Source organism: Anaerolineales bacterium (assembly GCA_016928575.1).
GTDB lineage: Bacteria > Chloroflexota > Anaerolineae > Anaerolineales > RBG-16-64-43 > JAFGKK01.
In genome coordinates, this window is the sequence record JAFGKK010000071.1 from 18,846 (window position 1) to 36,451 (window position 17,606).

The 17,606-nt window shown below is 64.5% G+C and carries 16 protein-coding genes; all 16 read left to right on the forward strand.

The window, feature by feature from the left end:
• Positions 1–112: 112 nt before the first annotated feature.
• The 16 genes from JW929_09700 (at position 113) to JW929_09775 (ending at position 17,599) form a co-directional block, all read left to right on the forward strand.
• Positions 113–994: a winged helix-turn-helix domain-containing protein gene (locus JW929_09700; protein ID MBN1439671.1), complete on the forward strand. Its 882-nt coding sequence runs from the start codon at positions 113–115 to the stop codon at positions 992–994.
• 257 nt (positions 995–1,251) lie between these two features.
• Positions 1,252–1,461, forward strand: coding sequence for a hypothetical protein (locus tag JW929_09705; protein ID MBN1439672.1), 210 nt, complete (start codon positions 1,252–1,254; stop codon positions 1,459–1,461).
• A 94-nt stretch (positions 1,462–1,555) separates the two neighbouring features.
• A complete protein-coding gene (locus JW929_09710; GenBank protein MBN1439673.1) occupies positions 1,556–2,173 on the forward strand; it encodes a DUF4255 domain-containing protein in 618 nt (205 codons plus the stop codon).
• A gap of 1 nt (position 2,174) precedes the next feature.
• On the forward strand, positions 2,175–3,338 hold the full coding sequence (locus tag JW929_09715; protein MBN1439674.1) for a hypothetical protein: 1,164 nt from the start codon (positions 2,175–2,177) through the stop codon (positions 3,336–3,338).
• Positions 3,339–3,404: 66 nt separating this feature from the next.
• Positions 3,405–6,815 (forward strand): phage tail sheath subtilisin-like domain-containing protein, encoded by a 3,411-nt coding sequence (locus JW929_09720; protein MBN1439675.1) that lies wholly within the window; start codon positions 3,405–3,407, stop codon positions 6,813–6,815.
• Positions 6,816–6,830: 15 nt separating this feature from the next.
• Positions 6,831–7,274 carry a phage tail protein gene (locus tag JW929_09725; GenBank protein ID MBN1439676.1) on the forward strand — a complete coding sequence of 148 codons (444 nt, stop codon included), beginning with the start codon at positions 6,831–6,833 and terminating at the stop codon, positions 7,272–7,274.
• 16 nt (positions 7,275–7,290) lie between these two features.
• Positions 7,291–9,288 (forward strand): phage tail sheath subtilisin-like domain-containing protein, encoded by a 1,998-nt coding sequence (locus JW929_09730; protein MBN1439677.1) that lies wholly within the window; start codon positions 7,291–7,293, stop codon positions 9,286–9,288.
• Between the two features lie 2 nt (positions 9,289–9,290).
• A complete protein-coding gene (locus JW929_09735; protein ID MBN1439678.1) occupies positions 9,291–9,860 on the forward strand; it encodes a phage tail protein in 570 nt (189 codons plus the stop codon).
• Complete coding sequence (locus JW929_09740; GenBank protein MBN1439679.1) at positions 9,857–10,063, forward strand: hypothetical protein; 207 nt, start codon at positions 9,857–9,859, stop codon at positions 10,061–10,063. The genes JW929_09735 and JW929_09740 overlap by 4 nt, the downstream gene beginning before the upstream one ends.
• Positions 10,064–10,066: 3 nt before the next feature.
• Positions 10,067–10,762, forward strand: coding sequence for a LysM peptidoglycan-binding domain-containing protein (locus JW929_09745; GenBank protein ID MBN1439680.1), 696 nt, complete (start codon positions 10,067–10,069; stop codon positions 10,760–10,762).
• A 27-nt stretch (positions 10,763–10,789) separates the two neighbouring features.
• Complete coding sequence (locus JW929_09750; GenBank protein MBN1439681.1) at positions 10,790–12,001, forward strand: phage late control D family protein; 1,212 nt, start codon at positions 10,790–10,792, stop codon at positions 11,999–12,001.
• A gap of 3 nt (positions 12,002–12,004) precedes the next feature.
• Positions 12,005–12,709, forward strand: a complete 705-nt coding sequence (locus tag JW929_09755; GenBank protein ID MBN1439682.1) for a hypothetical protein — start codon at positions 12,005–12,007, stop codon at positions 12,707–12,709.
• A 19-nt stretch (positions 12,710–12,728) separates the two neighbouring features.
• Positions 12,729–13,001 (forward strand): hypothetical protein, encoded by a 273-nt coding sequence (locus tag JW929_09760; protein ID MBN1439683.1) that lies wholly within the window; start codon positions 12,729–12,731, stop codon positions 12,999–13,001.
• Positions 13,002–13,005: 4 nt separating this feature from the next.
• Complete coding sequence (locus JW929_09765) at positions 13,006–13,410, forward strand: GPW/gp25 family protein (GenBank protein ID MBN1439684.1); 405 nt, start codon at positions 13,006–13,008, stop codon at positions 13,408–13,410.
• Positions 13,411–13,412: 2 nt separating this feature from the next.
• Positions 13,413–15,398: a putative baseplate assembly protein gene (locus JW929_09770; protein MBN1439685.1), complete on the forward strand. Its 1,986-nt coding sequence runs from the start codon at positions 13,413–13,415 to the stop codon at positions 15,396–15,398.
• A complete protein-coding gene (locus tag JW929_09775; GenBank protein ID MBN1439686.1) occupies positions 15,395–17,599 on the forward strand; it encodes a hypothetical protein in 2,205 nt (734 codons plus the stop codon). Before JW929_09770 ends, JW929_09775 begins: the two co-directional genes overlap by 4 nt.
• Positions 17,600–17,606 lie beyond the last annotated feature (7 nt).

The following is a 17,606-nucleotide window of genomic DNA, read 5'->3' on the forward strand; positions in this document are numbered from 1 at the left end:
ACCAGACCGCCTCACGGGAGCATCCCACAATCGATCCGGTTTACAATCCGATCAACCCCATTTTTACCTCTCGCATTCGATCATGGGGGACAAATTGCTTCGGATAGCCTTATTGGGTAGATACTCCATTCAGAATGATGATGCCCGTGGGCAGAATACGCTCACCCATACCACCCGCTGCCTGCTGGCGTACCTCTTGGTTTACCGCACCCGCATTCACACCCGCGATTCGCTTGCCAACCTGTTCTGGGAGGATTTCTCGCAGAAACGGGCACGCAATTGTCTGAATACGACCATTTGGCGCTTGCGACGTTTCTTGGAACCGCGCGGCGTATCTCCCGGGACTTACCTGATCTCCATGCCGACGGGGGAACTTGGTTTCAATGTGAAGAGCAACTTCTGGCTGGACGTGGAGATTTTTGAACGCGAGGCGGCGAAGATCCTTGCCCTTCCCTTGGGAAACGTCCAAAGGGAGGATATTCTAATCCTGGAAAAGGCGTCCCAGCTCTATCAGGGGGATCTGCTGGAAGGCTATTACAATGATTGGGCTTTGCGTGAACGTGAACGCCTCCGCTGTTGTTATCTCGATTGCCTGTACTTCCTGATGCGGTTCTTTTCCCAATCCGAAGATTTCACCAAAGCGCTTGAATATGGCAGGAAGATACTTGAAATCGATTCCCTGCGCGAGGATGTGCACCGGCAACTGATGCGATTGTACATGCGGAGGGGCCAGCGCTCGCTGGCCATCCGGCAGTATCACACTTGCCAAGAAGCCTTGCAGACCGAGCTTGCCATTCCTCCCATGCCGGAAACCCAGGCGCTGATCCGCGAGATCGCCGAAACGGGGGAATTACTCCTGCCGGATTCCCAAACGCCGTCCGGTGAATTGAAATTGGCGGTGGCGAATCTGCAATCCGCAATGGAGAACGTCACCAGAGCCCAGAAAACCCTCGAGCTAGTCCTCCGGCAATTCAGCAGAACAAACCCTCAATAGCCGACCAAACTCCGGATTCCACCGTCCCGCGCCGTCAGGGTTAACCGCCGGCTGTTCCCCGCCCGCCCCCGGATTTCCGTCCAACGCGCGGCCTCCCCGCCGAGATTTCCCGTGCGGTGAGCAACAAGTGACCGCCCCGTGATGCTCCCGACAGAATCCCATGCTATGAAAGAACCAGCGGATTAATTCGCCCGTTTCCGGCGGCGAAATCGCGAATTTACAGCGGAGACGCCGAATCGTTCCTCATCGGATAGCCCGTGTTCGATTCCGTAAGTTACGCATTCATCATTCGGATCATGGTTGAGCCTAATCCCAATCCCGATCAACCAGGCGAATGGAAAGGCCAGATCCAACACGTCACCAGCGGCGAGCGGCGGTTTTTCCGCGAACTCAACGAAATCCCGGGCCTGATCATCCAACTGCTCCGCCCCGATCAACGGCTTCGGGAAAAACTATGGACGAAATGAAATGAAAGGAAGAACACCGACCGACAATTTCTAAACCCGGCAAGCCCGCCGGAAGGCGGACAGCCATCCCGGAAATTGCGCCGGATCGCTTCCCATGTACACCGCGTTGCGCGCCACCAGCTTCACCCTTTCCGCCTTGCTGAAAACCCACTTCGAGGCGGATGCCGGTTTGCGGCTGCTTTTCGATCCCTCCGCCGGCGGATCGATGGTCATCTCGCTGAATTCTCCGCAGGAGATGACCGCCAACCGCGAGCAGGGGGTTTCCCTTTGGCTTTACCGGGTTGCCAAGGACGGCGAACGGCTGAACGATCCGCCGGAAAGAATCAGCCGGACTCAGCTCCGCCGCCGTCCGCTGCCGCTTTCCCTCCAATACTTGGCGACACCGATCGTCGCCCTTCGAAACAACCGCACCAGCCCGGAAACCGAGCAGATCATCCTCGGAAAGATCCTGCAGGTATTCCACGACCATCCGATCCTTTCCGGGGTCCACCTGAAGGACGATTTCAGCGGCACGGAGCTGGCATTAAACATCCGGCTGGAGACGATCCCGACGGACGAAGCCGCGCGCGTGTTCCAAGCCCTGGACCGTTCCTACCAGCTTTCGCTTTCGTATCAAGTCGGCGTGGTCATGATCGACTCTGACCATGAGCCGCTCAGCGCGCGCATGGTGGAAGAGGCCGCGCCGGATTACGGCCTGGTGATGCGGATCTGAAATGGACCGATTCGAGATAGTCGTAGAGAACCAACCGTTGACGGTTTCCCCTGACGATGCCCCGGCCTCCGTCGACCGGTTCTGGGCGGTGATCGGCTTCCGGGTTGTGGATGAGCTTACCGGAAGGCCTCCGCAGACGTCGGCGGGGCTTGCCACCACCTATCCGCGCCTGACGCCGCGGACCGCGGCCGACGGGACCCTGGGGCTCGTCGGAATCCCGCGGAATGCGTTCCCCGACTTGCAGACGACCAACTACGCGGTGGAGATGACCGTCCGCGTACCGGGGTACGTCAAACGGACGTGGACCGAGATCCTCCCCGCCCAACCGGGGTTCCCGGCCGAATTCACGCCGCACATCCCGCCCGATCTTCACCTGCACCGCCTCCCGGTAATGCTGGGAGGCCGCACGGTGGTAAACGGCGCCGGCGCCGCGACTCCCGCCGCAGGCGCGACGGTGCGGGTCACCGGAATTTGGCGCACACCGCCCCCGGCCGATGCCGTCGTTCCCGCCGGTCCTCCCCTCCTGGTCCATCTGGATCCGCCGGTTTATGCGGAGCGCCCGGCCGCGGCGGCGGCCGCGGAACGGGTCACCCTCACGCCGGTTGTCGGCGACGAAAAATCCATGACGCAGTCCTGTTCGGCGGGCAGCCGGATCCTCCGCCTGACCAACCGGTTGAATTTGACTCCCGGAGAAATCCTGCTGCTCGATGCGCAGGCCGCCGACCGGTCGGAGCACCTTGCGATCCTTTCCGTCGAAGGCGGGAGCACACCCGAACAGGAGGCGGTAATCACGTTGGAGCATCCCGCGGCGTACGCGCATCGGAAGAGCACCGTTGTCCGGCGCGTCAGCGCGGTATCGGCGGGACCCGCCAACAACCTTTCCGATGCGGCGATCCCGGGGGATGCGGTCGTTTTTCTGGGTGGAGTGAACGGCCTATCGACGGCCGGACATATCCGTCTGAGCGGGGGCGGCGCCGCGGAATTCCACCGCTTCCGTCCGTACGCAACCGTCAGCGGCGCCGCCGGTTATTTCCGCCTGCCGCCGCTTTCGCGGGTCGCCTGGGTCGAGCTGGAAGCCGACGACGGCGTTCACCCGGCGGTGAAGACCGTCGTCAGTCCGGATTATCAGCTCTGTGAAAACGTCGTGGATCTTGTCATCGGTTAAGCCCAATCCGTCCATCATCCAGGACCGGGCGATTTCCTGGAGACCCATTGCCTGAGGAGGAAGACCATGCCTGAATATCTAGCTCCCGGAGTGTACGTCGAAGAGGTGGACACCGGCACCAAACCGATCGAGGGCGTCAGCACCAGCACCTCCGGGATGGTCGGGGTGACCGAACGCGGGCCGGTGAATGTTCCGATTTTGATCACCAGCGTGGGCGAATACAACCGCTGGTTCGGGGAACGCCTGAGCATCCTCGACTTCGCCAACAGCATCAGCGACCGCCACTGCTACCTTCCGCACGCCGTGCAGGGATTCTTCGACAACGGTGGAAAACGGGTCTTCGTCACCCGCGTCCTGGACACGGTGGGGGCGCGAAAAGCCTCCTCCCACTTGTTCGACCGCGGCGGCTCCGCCTCGGCGGACACCGTCCTCCTGCGGGGCGCCGCCGAATTGACCGGAACTTCCGCCAACCTGCCAAAGTTGATCGTCCTGGACGGCTCAGCCATCTCCTCGGGCGACTGGATCCGGATCGGCGACGGCAGCCGATCGGAATATCGGAAGGCAAACGCCGCGCCTGCGTTTGATCAAACCCTGTTGGCTCCGGGTTTTCCATTATTAAAATCGCATGACGCGGGAAGTTCCGTGATCGAAGCGAGCGTGGTTTCCGGTACGGTGTTGGCTCTGGAAGGCGACGCGGCCGGCGGCTCGAAGGAGATTCTTGTCAAGGGAACCACCGCCAACATCGGCTTGCTGGCGGCTGACGACCTGCTTGAGATTTCCGGGGGCAACGCGAAAGAATACCGGTTTATCGCCTCCGCTCCGACAGTCACCCAGGTCAGCACGACGGAATCCACGGCCGCGATCACGCTCGACAGCCCTCTGAGCATGTCCTACGCCGATGGCGATACGGTCGACGCGGTGGCGATCACAACGGCCGGGATGGCCGCTTCGACTCTCGCCACCCCCTGCCTGGCCGGGGACCGGCTGTTGTTTGCCCAGAGCAACGCAGGTTTTACGGCGGGAAATATCCTCATCGTCGATCCGGCGGATTCCAGCAAATACGAAGCCCGCACGATCGGAGCCCTGTCCTTGCTCACGCTGGCCGGCGGCGCTTACGAGGAATACCCGGCCGGAAGCATCGTCGAAGAGGTCACGCTTGGGGTGGATACCCGGGCGGTCGACGATCCGGCGAATTATTTGGCGGGAGTGAGCGAGATCGTCCTCGACGACGTTTCCGGCCTCGCCGTGGGCCAAAGCCTGATCCTCGGGGCGGGAACGACGCACCAGGAAACGCGGGTCATCAAAAAAGTCACGTCAAGCTCCAACTCAGTCCAGCTAACCGCCGCCACCGGCCAAGCCCACGACGACGGAGAGGAAGTGATTCCGAAGTCGAAAAATTTAACCGCCGCCGCCGCCGCCGGGGCGGACGTGTTGGCCCTCGACAACCGTCTCGGCTTGGCCGTTGGAGACCTTATCCGCATCAGCGACGCCGCCCACAGCGAATACCTCACCGTGAAAGCAGCCCCCGGCCGGCCTTCGAATCCCGTCGCCCCCGACGCAGGAAATCTGGTCGTTGCTCCTCCGGTGGCCAACAGCTACGCCCTGGGGAGCGAGGTGGTGCGGGCTAAGGAACCCGAAGCGGTCTCCGGGACGGATGCCACGATCAACGCACTGGAAGTTCCGGAGGACGGCCTTTCCCTCTTGGTCACAAGAAATTCGGGGTTCGCCGCAAACGACTTCCTCCGATTGACAACAGCGTCGGGCGAGGCGTTCTACCACCAGATCTCCGCCGTCTCCGCGCCCACGCCGGATACGGTTGAAATAAACGAGGCGGTGCTGTACAGCCATCCGGCCGGATCCTGCGTGGTCGGCCGGAAACCCCTTTTCAACGTGCAGGCCCTTGACGCCGGCGCCTGGGGCAACCGCCTGCGCATCTCGGTTGAGGACGAATCCCCCGGACAGGCGGCGCAGACCAACCTGACCCAATTCGGACCGCCGACCCGCATCCGCCTGAGCTCGTATTCGGGGATTGAACCGGGCACTGTCCTGGAAGTCACGCATCCCACGACCAAAGCCGTCACCGGCGGATTCTTAAAAGTGGAGGCGATTAACCGCGCCAACGGCGACATCACCCTGGCCGGGGCCGGGCTGGACGCCACGCAACAGGCGGCCTTCGCCGCGTTGCCCTCGGGCAGCTACCTGAAGGTGCGCTCGCGGGAGTTTGCCTTGACCGTGCGCCTGCTGCGCCAGCCCGACGCGGCGGTCCCCTCCCGCAACGACACCGTGATCGACTCCGAAACCTATCGTTACCTTTCGATGGATTCCCGGCACAGCCGGTATATCCACAAGGTGATCGGCGACATCGACGGAGCCCTGCGCCTCTCGGACCGCCGTACGGAGGGCGAATCGGCGTATATCCGGGTTCATGACACCGCGCAGGACCTGGCGGATCCGGCCAAGACCACGGCGCTGGAAAGCGTGCGCGTGGGCCCCGAAGCGCTGGTCGACATCCTGCCCAGCGGAAGCGAGCGCCCCGCGCGCCACGCCCTCTACGAGGGATTCGATTCGATCGGCACGCTGGTCGACGACGATTACATCGGCGCCGACAGCACCGTCCCGGAAAACCGGACGGGGTTGCATGCCCTGCGCAACATCGAGGAGATCAGCATCGTCGCCATCCCCGGCCGGACCTCGATGAAGATCCAAAACGCGTTGATCAACCACTGCGAGCAGGCCCGCTACCGATTCGCCGTGCTCGACGGTCCGCAGCCCCCCAAGGACACCCTGACCGACGTCCAGGACCTGCGGCAGCAATTCGACACGAAGTACGCCGCGATCTATTACCCCTGGCTGGTGATCCCGGATCCTTATCCGACCAACCTGGCCAAAGTCGGCAACTACACGATTCCACCCAGCGGGCATCTGCTGGGCATCTACGCCCGCACCGACATCGAGCGCGGCGTGCACAAGGCGCCCGCCAACGAGGTGGTGCGCGGGATCACCGGCCTGCAGCGGCTGATCAACAAGGAACAGCAGGACATCCTCAACCCCTACCCGGTCAATATCAACGTCATCCGCGACTTCCGCCCCAACAACCGCGGGATCCGGGTCTACGGCGGGCGCGTCATCACCAGCGATTCGGATTGGAAATACGTCAACGTGCGCCGGCTGCTGATCTTCATCGAAGCCTCGATCGAACGCGGGCTGCAGTGGGTGGTCTTCGAACCGAACGCCGAACCGCTGTGGGCGCGCGTGCGCCGCTCGATTTCCAACTTCCTCACCTTGGTGTGGCGCAACGGAGCGCTCGAGGGCACCAAGCCCGAGGAAGCCTACTTCGTCAAATGCGACCGCACCACCATGACCCAAACCGACATCGACAGCGGGCGGCTGATCTGTTTGATCGGGGTCGCCCCGGTCAAACCGGCCGAATACGTGATCATCCGCATCGGCCTGTGGACCGCCCACGCCGAGGATTAATCCAGGAGGAACATCATGGCTACCGGAACGCGTACCGATCCGTATCGCGCATTCAACTTCCGCGTGGAAATCGACGGGCTGAACGTGGCTTCCTTCAGCGAGGCCAGCGGCCTGACCGCCGACGGCGACTCGGTCGATTACCGCGAAGGCACCGACGCCCGCAACACCGTCCGGAAGCTGATGGGGCTGCGCAAGTTTTCGAACATCACCCTCAAGCGCGGCTATGCCAAGAGCGACGAGCTGTGGAAGTGGTACACCAACATCCTCAACGGGATCCCGGACCGGCGCAGCGGGACGATCGTCCTCATGGACGAAGCCCACAAGGACGTGCTGCGCTGGAACATCACCGACGCGTGGATCAACAAAATCGAGGGGCCGAGCCTCAAAGCCAGCGGCAACGACGTCGCCATCGAGTCGATGGACCTGGTTCACGAAGGCATCAGCATGGAGCTTGCCTGAACGGCGGGAGCGATCCATGCCCGAGTATCTGACCCCCGGCGTGTACTATGAACGCGTGGATGCCGGCCCCGGAATCACGGCGGTGCGCACCGATATCGCGGGATTCGTCGGGATCGCGCCGCGCGGCCCGCTCGACACGCCCGTGCCGGTGCAATCCTTCCGCCAGTTCCTCAGCTACTTCGGGGGATTCAGCGGGTCGGGATACCTGGCGTACGCCGTCCGCGGTTTTTTCGAGAACGGCGGCAGGCGCTGCTGGGTGGTTCGGGTGGCCTCGGCCGACGGCGCGGCGCCGGCGGGCGCGGTCTGGCAGGACGGCTCGGGAGAGCCGGTTTGGCGCTTGAGCGCCTACAGCCCCGGGGCGTGGGGAAACGCCCTGGCAGTCCGGATCGCGGAAACCCGCACGGCCCAGACGGTCTCGATCCCCGCCGGAAGCCGCCCCGAGTACAGCGCGGTTCGCACCGTCTGCGGTTTTGCCCGCTTCAGCCACGTCCGTCTGACGCAGGGGGCGACGACCGTTTATAAGGTGTTGGCCGACGTCGACCCGATCGAAAACCGGCTGATCTGGTGCCGCGCGGATCCGGAGTCGCGGACGGTCTACGACGGACTGCTCTCCGGCTTCAATCCCGACCGCCCGATCCTCATCGAGAGCGTGGATTACACCGTTCAGGTCGCGGAAGGCGGGCGGTTGTCGAAGGTCTACCCGGGGGTGACGCTCGTCCCGCAGCATCCGCGTTACGGTCCGTTGATTCTCCGCAACGTGCGCGTCCCGCAGCCCGGCGACGCGGTTCAGGTCATGCCTTCGGCGCCGGAGCCGGTCGTCGCCGCAGACTTGCGGCCGGCAGAGGACATCGGCCTGGGGGAAGTCCGGCCGCTGGGTCCATCCGGATTGGGGAAGTGGATCCCGATGGCGGGCGGCTGCGACGGATTGAATTTGCTTTCGATCCGGGATTTTATCGGGGACGACTTCCTCCCCGGCGAAACCGATGAGGAGCACCTGCGAAGGAAGCGGGGATTGCGGGCGTTGGAGGAGGTGGACGAGGTGGCGATCCTCGCCCTGCCCGACATCCACATCCGCGCCGAATCCGAGCCGGAGACCGCCCCCCCGCCCGCCTGCCTTCCCGATCCGTGCCTGCCGACCCCTCCGCCGCGACCCGGAATTGCGCGATCCGCGGCAGGAAAGGAGCTTCCGCCGGCATTCGGAGACGAAGGGATATTTCAAGTCCAATCGGCGATGGTTCTGCAATGCGAACGCCTGCGCAACCGGATCGCAGTCCTCGACCCGCCCTATGCGGCCAGCCGGCCGGACGCGCTCGGGGTGGCCGCGGTGCAGAACTGGCGCCGGCGGTTCGATTCGAAGTACGCGGCGCTGTATTACCCGTGGTTGAAGGTGGTCGACCCGCTGCGGGGAAGCGGCGCGCCGACGCGCGATATTCCCCCCAGCGGCCATGTCGCCGGCCAATACGCCGGAACGGATTACGCCGTCGGGGTCCACAAGGCGCCGGCCAACGCGCCGCTGCGGTGGGTGCAGGCGTTGACCGCGGAGACGGACGACGCCGTCCAAGGGCTGCTCAACCCGCTGGGGATCAACGCCCTCCGCACCCTTGGCAGCCGCGGGATCCGCATTTACGGAGCCCGCACCGTCAGCAGCGACCCCGATTGGCGGTTCGTCAACGTCCGCCGCCTGCTGATCATGATCGAGAAGGCGATCGACCACTCGACCCAATGGGCGGTCTTCGAGCCGAACGATTTCACCACGCGGACCAAGATCACCCTCGCGCTGATCGGCTTCCTCTACTCGCTGTGGCGGCAGTGCGCTCTGGCCGGGAAAACCGCCGAGGCGGCGTTCTTCGTCAAATGCGACGAGGAGATCAACCCGCCCGAGGGACGCGACAATGGCCGGCTGTTGGCCTTGGTCGGCGTAGCCCCGGCCCAGCCGTTCGAGTTCGTCGTCCTGCGCGTGGGCCGGATCGAAAACGCGTTCGAGATCACCGAAGTGACCGGAAAGGGACCGTAGCCATGGGCCTTCTCGGAAGCGTGGGCATCGGGTTCCGCGCGGATCCGCCCTTCACCCACAATTTTCTGATCAGCCTGCTGGATACGACCAGCGGCGGGAGCCTCGCGCTCACGATCGCTCTGTCCGCCGTGCTCGATGTGGCCGTGGGAGGGTTCAGCGAGTGCAGCGGGCTGGAGATGGCGATGCAACCGGAGGAGTACAAGGAAGGCGGCCGCAACGGAGAGACGCTTAAATTCCCCACCCGGGTGACCTGGGGCAACATCACCCTCAAGCGCGGGGTCGGCGCTTGGCCCACATTGTGGGATTGGCACTACGCCTTCACCCAGGGCAAGGGCAAGCGCCGCGACGGGCTGATCGTTCTGTTCAACGACCTGCACCTGCCCACCAACATCTGGTATTTCTCGCGCGGCCTGCCCGTCAGGTACACCGGGCCGACGCTCAACGCGGCGCAGAACACCGTCGCGGTCGAGAGCATCGAGATCGCCCACGAGGGCGTCTACCAGGTGCCGGGGATCAGCGCGGGAACCGCGGCGGCGATGGCCGCGATTTCCCTCGGATTGAGGTACGGATGACCAGCGACGCCTATATCGGCAGCGTGCAGAGCACGGTTCGGACCGTGGACGGAGCCGGCGTGCTCTCGCCCGCGGTCATGGAACAGATCGTCCGCGCCGTCCTGGAATCGGTCGAGGAGCGGATGGACCGGCGGCGGCGGATCGACTCCGAACGGCGGGTGACGCCGGGCGTGGCCTACGAACTGGACCAGGAGGGAGGGTAGCCCGTGGAGCAGCTCCAACTCGGAACGCTGGTCGCCACCTTCAGCGACGGGAACATGGAATTCATCGAATTCCAGTGCAACCCGACCGAATATTCCCTGGAAAAAGGCGTCCAGAATTCCGAGATAAACATCCCCGGCCTGGATTCGCCGCTGCTGCAGTTCATCCGCGGGCAGGACGAACGGCTGACCCTCGAATTGTTCTTCGACACCACCGAACACGGGATGGGCGCGGGCGCCACCAGCGTCACCACGCTCACCGACTCCTTCTACTCGCTGGTGAAGATCAAGCCCGAGGACCATGCTCCGCCGCTGATTTCTTTCCTGTGGAACCAGAGAATCGCCGGCAGCGGGCTCTCCGGGTGGACGGGCAACCAGAACCGTCCGGACTTCACCGGGGTGATCGAGAGCATCCGCCAGAAATTCACCCTGTTCAGCCCGGAGGGCGTGCCGCTGCGGGCCACGCTGACCCTCGTCCTCCGGGAGTACAAGACTCTTGACGACCAGATCCGGCAATTGAACCTGCAATCCCCGGACCGGACCCAGAGCCACGTGGTCCAGAGCGGCGAAACCCTCGGCTCCATCTCGGCCCGGCACTACCGCCGGCCGGGGTTGTGGCGGAACATCGCCGACGCCAACCGCATCGAAGATCCCCGCCGGCTGACACCGGGGATCTTCCTCGCCGTTCCACCGCTGGATTGAGCGCGCCGGAGGGAAAACGGACCGCCGATGCCCGAACCCGTGTATGTCTCCAGTGAATCCGCCGCCTTCGGCGACTTCCGGGTCCCGCAATTCAAAGTGCTCGCGCCGGGACTCGGCCTGCGCGGCAACGTAGTGCGGGACGTGGTGAGCGTATCGTACCGCGACACGCTCCGGGAGATCGACGGGTTCGATCTGACGATCAACAACTGGGACTCCGCCGCCCGGACCTTCAAATTCGTCGGCGCCGAGACCGCCGCCACGCTGAACGAGCACGATCCGCATTACGCGCCGCTGCACCGCATGTTCGAGCCGTCGAACAAGACCTTCGAGGTCAAGATGGGCTACCGGGACAATCTGACGACGATGATTACGGGCCATTGCACGACGCTCGAGCCGGCTTTCTCCGGAGGGGCGGCTTCGACCCTCAGCGGGCGCGGATTGAACGTCCTCCACTCGCTGCGCCGGAAGCAGTATTCCGACACCTTCCGCGACATTAAGCCCAGCCAGATCGCCCGCGAAATCTCACAGAAGAACGATCCGGAGACGCACGACCGGCGCTTCCCGATCCCGATCGACGTCGACCAGGCCGCCCTGGGCCGCGAACACCCGATCGAATACATTTCGCAGCGGAACCAGTACGACATCGACTTCCTCTTCAGCCTGGCGCGCCGCCAGGGATACGTCGTGTACGTCGGCCCGAACCAGTCGCGGCTCTACTTTGGCCCCTCCACGAGCAATACGCCCCAGGCGCTGCGGGACGTAACCTACATCCTTAAGTGGGGCGTCACCCTCATGGATTTCAAGCCGACGCTCAACGCGGCCAACCAGGTGAAATCGGTGACCATCCGCGGAATGAACCGCGCCACCGGCCGGCGGATCCGCGAGACGGTCACGCTGCGGGACGCGGGGATCACGATCAACCGCGACCTGCTGCCGATCCTCGAGGCGAGCGAGCCGCGCGAGGAGCAGGTGGTCAACGAGGCGGTGCCGTCGGAAACCGCCGCCCACGACCGCGCGCTGGCGATCCTGCTCGAGCGTTTCAAGGAGTTCGTCACCGCCAGCGGGACCACGGTCGGACTGCCGGATCTGCGGGCGGGGATGCAGGTGAAGATCGAGGGGGTCGGCTCGCGGTTCAGCGGGATGTACTTCGTCACCGAAACCACGCACACGATCAACGATTCGGGGTACCGGACGGGTTTTAAGATCCGCCGGGAGGATCCGGGCGGAGGAGCGGGATAGGCCATGCGACCGCCCATACCGGGAGTGGTGACCGGCTTCGTGCGCGAGATCGACGAACCGAATTCGCGGGTTCGGCTGGAATTCCCGCACCTGCCGGAATCTTACCGCAGCAACTGGGCCCCGATCGCGCACGGCCTATCCGGCGGGAGCCGCGGGATGTACTTCCTGCCCGAGGAGGGCGACGAGGCGCTGGTGGCGTTCCACAACGGGGATTTCGACAGCCCCTACGTCCTCGGGTTCCTGTGGAACGGCGGCGCAGCCCCGCCGGAATCGGACCGGCGCAACCGAGTGATCCTGACGCCCGGCGGCAACACGCTCCGCTTCGAGGACGCCGACGGTTCGCAGCGGGTCGTCCTCGAAACCAGCGCCGGGCATACCGTAATTCTCGACGACGGCGGCGGAGCGGTGACCGTCAGCGATTCCGCCGGCGCCAACCAGGTGGTGATCGAGGCGAGCGGAACCGTGACCGTCCGGGCCGCCTCCCAAGTGACGGTGGACGCGCCGAGCGTTTCCCTCGGGGGCGGAGCCTCGCACGCGCTCGTCTACGGAGACCTGCTGCTGGCGTACCTCAACGTGATGGTTCAGCTGCTCAAGAACCACACCCACCTGGTGCTGGGAGTGATCCCCACAACCCCCAGCGAACTCCTGGCGAATGGATTGGTCGACTACCCGGTGACCAACAATTCCATGTTCGTGACGACCAAGTAAACGGGAAGGAGCGATCGGCATGTCCGCGCTCAAAGGCGGCACCACAAACGATTTCTCCGGCAGCCTGGCCGAGGCGATGGAACAGGCGATGGACAAGGAATGGCAGGCGGTGAAGGGGACCGCGCTGCCGTCCGCCGGAGCCGACGACCGCAAGCTCCTCTGGGCCGCGATCGCCAACGGAATCCTCAATTACCTGAAGGCCCACGAGGACGAGATCGTCAAGACCGTCACGCTGGATTCGAGCGCCGCCGACACGGTGACGGCGCTGGAACTGAATATACCGGAAGCATGAAACCATGACCGCCACCGGACGCGAATTCCTCGGCATCGGCTGGAAATTCCCGCTGCAGGTGACTCCCGACGGGAAGATCGCCCAGGCCAAATTCGAGCAGCGGATCGAGGAATCGATCTACCTCATCCTGAGCACAAGCCGCGGCGAGCGGGTGATGCTTCCCGGTTTCGGTTGCGGGATCCACGACCTGGTGTTCGCCCCCGACAATCCGGGGACCGTGGCGGCGGTGCAGAAGCACGTGCGCGAAGCGCTGGTGTCGGGCGAGCCGCGCATCGACGTGCTCGAAGTCGCCGCCGAGACCGCGCCCGAAAGCCCGAACCTGCTCCTGATCCGCGTCAGCTACCGGATCCGCGCCAACAACGCCGTGGGCAACCTGGTCTACCCGTTTTACATCGGGGAAGGTGGATAACCATGCCGCTGGCCGACTACGTCCCCAAGCTCGACGACCGGTCCTTCGAAGATATCATGGCCGAAGTGCGCACCCGGATCGCGCGCTACACGCCCGAGTGGAATCCGGGCTGGACGGACCTCAACGACAACGACCCGGGGATCGCCCTGACCCAGGTGTTCGCCTGGATGTCGGAGATGCTGATCTACCGGATGAACCTCGTCCCCGAGCTGAATTATTTCAAATTCCTGCAGCTCCTCGGGATCGAGCTGAACCCCGCCGAACCGGCCGCGGTCGAGATCACCTTCCCGGTCAAGGAGGACTACGCGGATCCCTATACGACCGTCCCAGCCCGCACCCAGGTGTCGGCCCAGGCCGCGAACGGCGAAGCGCCGCTGATCTTTGAGACCGAATCCGCCCTGACCGCGCTGACCATGCGGCTGGCTTCGCTTCAATTATTCGACGGCTATTCCTACACGGATATCACCGACGCCAACGCGGAGGCGGCCGACGGATTCGCGCCGTTCGGAAAATCGGCGGCCGAAAACGCCGCGCTGCTCCTCGGGTTCTCGTCCGCGGACGATTTTCCCGCCAAGACCCGGCTCGACCTCGCCTTCTGGAGCAAGGAATCGGGCAAGCCGGGGACCGCGTACGCCTGCGGACCCGCCGCCTCCGCGGCGTACGCCTCTGCGACGGTCTGCTGGGAATATTGGGACGGGACCTATTGGGCGAAGCTGGATCTGCTCAAGGACGACACGCGGGCGTTCACACGCTCCGGCCACGTCCACCTGAAGACCCCGGCCAAGGGCTCGCTGCAGAAGACCGCACTCGGCGAAGAGACCGAAAAACTATATTGGATCCAGGCCCGGCTTGCGAAAAACCAATACGAACGCGCCCCGCAACTCCTGGCCGTGCGGACCAACACCGTCGCCGCCGTTCAAGCCGAGACGCTCACCGACGAAGTTCTCGGCGGCAGCACGGGGGAACGCGACCAGGTCCTGGCCCTCTCCCGGACCCCGGTCCTGAAGGGCACGCTGCAACTGGAGGTGGACGAAGGCGACGGATTCCAGGCTTGGACGGAGGTGGAGGATTTCTTCGGATCGTCGCCGACCGACCGCCACTTCGTCCTCGACCGGACCGGCGGGAAAGTGCGCTTCGGCGACGGCTTCACCGGCAGCATCCCGGTGAAGAACGCAGCCAACGCGTCGGCCAACGTCGTCGCCCGCGAATACCGCGTGGGCGGGGGCTCACGCGGCAACGCCGCGGCCGGCGCGGTCAAGACCCTCGTCAGCGCGGTGGAAGGCGTGGACGATGGCGCCGTCGCCAACCTGGTCGCCGCCTCGGGCGGCCGGGACGAAGAAACCCTCGCCGAGGCCAAGAAGCGCGCGCCGGCGTTCGTTAAAAGCCGCTGCCGCGCCGTGACGGCGGAGGACTTCGAATATTTCGCGATGCGGGCCGCGGAAATCAGGCGCGCCTGCGCCCTGCCCCTGTTTCATCCGGACTTCCCCGGCACGGACATCCCCGGCGTGGTGACCGTGATCGTCGTCCCCGACAGCGACTGCGAAACCCCCACCCCGAGCGAGGGCACGTTGCGCACCGTCTGTGCCTACCTGGAGGAGCGGCGGTTGCTGACCACCGAGCTCTATGTGGCCAAACCGGCCTACCAAAAGGTGGAAGTATCCGCCGAGGTCGTCGTCGCCGACAGCGCCGACTTGGGCGACGTGAAATCGGCGGTCGGGAACAGCCTCGAGAGCTACTTCCACGCCCTTAAAGGCGGCGAAGACGGATTGGGGTGGCCCTTCGGCGGAACGATTTCCTATTCGCGTCTGATGGCTCGGATCTTTTCGGTGAAAGGGGTGGAAAGCATTCAAAACATGAAAATCTCCCTCGACCGGGTCACGGCCGAGGAATACCAGAACGTCCCGATCAATACCGGGGCGCTGCTCTACTCCGGCGAGCACAAGATCCGGGTGAGCTACAGCGATGAAACGATCGGCGCCTGCCCATGAACTCCACCGGTCCGTTCCTGCCCGTCCGCCACCGCCCGCCGCACGATCCGACCTCGTTGCTGCTGAACGCACGCGCCGGATGGCGGGCCGCTGCACTGGACGGCGTCGGGCCTTTACCGGACGGGAGCCTGTGTCTCGCGGTGCTTCCCGACCTTCGACGCTCGTTTGACGAACCGGGAGGGAGTCTCGGCGGGTTGACGCTGCCGACCAACGCCGCCCTCGGGCCCGACGGCAGCCTCTTCCTGCTCGACCCGGACGGTCCTACGCTGAATCGGTTCGATCCATGCGACTGCCGCTTTGCAGCGGTCCCATGCTTCGGCGGAAGGGGGGGAGGACCGCGTCAGCTGTCGGATCCGCACGGGATCGGCATCTGTTCCGGGAATCTGTACATCTGCGACACCGGGAACCATCGGCTTAGCGTGTTCTCCCTGCGGGGCTTCGCCCTGCGCGGACATTTGGCGCCCCCCGCTTCGGCCAACCTGACCAACGACTTCGCACCCTACGACATCGCCTTCGACGGGCGCGGGATGGCGCATGTTACCGACACCGCCAACGGATTGATCCACCGCTTCGACCCGGCCGGGGTTTGGCGGGATTTTCTTTCCGGGTTCGGGTCGGTTACGCACCTGGCGATGGATTGCCGTGACCGATTGTTCGCCTGCGTCGAGGGACCACCGGTCGTCGTGTACAGCGTAGACGCGCAGGGCAAGATGGAAGTCGTCGCGGAGTCACCGGAAGCGCTCATTTCCTCCTTCCCGGCTTTGCCGTTTCCGGTGGATTCCCACGGGCGGCTCCACCTCGAAGCGCTTTGTCCGCCGGGCGAGGAGACCGAACCGGACGCGGTCGCATGCCGTCTGTTCGATCTACACGGGAAGCCGGTGACCGATCCTGGGGAAGCGCCGGCTGCACGATTCCAAAGCCAAGGTGTCTACGTCAGCCGGGCGCTCGACAGCCGGTTGTACCGCTGCCCATGGCATCGCGTGATCCTCCACGGGGTCGTCCCCGCCGGATGCCGGATCCGCGTCAACACATTCACCGCCGAGATCGAACTGAGCGATTCGGATGTATCCAGCCTGGAGACGAACCGGTGGAACGCCGGTCCGTGGGCCTACTCCATGGAGAACGGCTCGTGGGACGGGCTTGTCCGGAGCGGCGCAGGCCGCTTCCTGTGGCTCAAGTTGGAACTGCGCGGAAGTGGCCATGCAACCCCTTCCGTATCCGCCGTCGAGATCGAATTCCCCCGCCTTGGCCTGCGACGTCACCTTCCGGCGGTGTTCGGCGCCGAGCCGGTCAGCGCGGATTTCACCGACCGCTTCCTGAGCCTGTACGAAACGACCCTGCGCGGGCTGGAATACCGAATCGATGCGCTGGGGCGGTATTTCGACCCGCTCTCGGCGCCGGCCGAATCCGCGGAAAAGGACCGACTCGATTTCCTCACCTGGCTGGGGACCTGGATCGGCGTGGCACTCGACCGGCGCTGGCCGGAACGCAAACGGCGGCTGTTCCTGAAACGCGCCGGCAGTCTGTTCCGTCTGCGCGGCACGCTCACGGGAATGTGGCGCGTGCTGGCGTTCTACCTCGGCATGGAATCCTGCCGCGGCGTTTGCCGCGACGGGCGGCCCAAAGTCCGCTGCACCCCTCCGGACCCGAATTGCGCGCCGCCCCCGTACGACGCCGGAGGTTGGCAGCCGCCGCCGTTGATTCTGGAGCACTTCCGCGTCCGCCGCTGGCTGTTCCTTGGTCGGGGGCGTCTCAGCGAGCAGGCAGAGTTGTGGGGCAAGCGGATCGTCAACCGTTCGCAATTGAACGAGAATGCGCAGGCCGACCGGACCAGGCTGGTTACGACTCCCGACCCGTTCCGCGATCCGTTCCTGGCCTACGCCCATGCCTACACGGTGTTCGTTCCGGCCGTCTGCGGGCGGAGCGAACAGGCGCGCAAGACACTCGAAACCCTGCTCAAGCAGAACAGCCCGGCGCACACCAAATGCTCGGTAAACTACGTCCACCCGCGCTTCCGCGTGGGGATTCAGGCGACGATCGGATTCGATTCGGCCATTGCCCGGATCGAACCGGGGGTAACCCTGGCAGAAAATGCGCTCGGAAAAGATGCGATCCTCGGCGCACCGCCCGCGCGGCAAGGCGGCCCGGAGTTCGAGCTGGGCCGCGGCCCGCGCATCGGAACGACCACCCTTCTGGATTAAGGAGAGC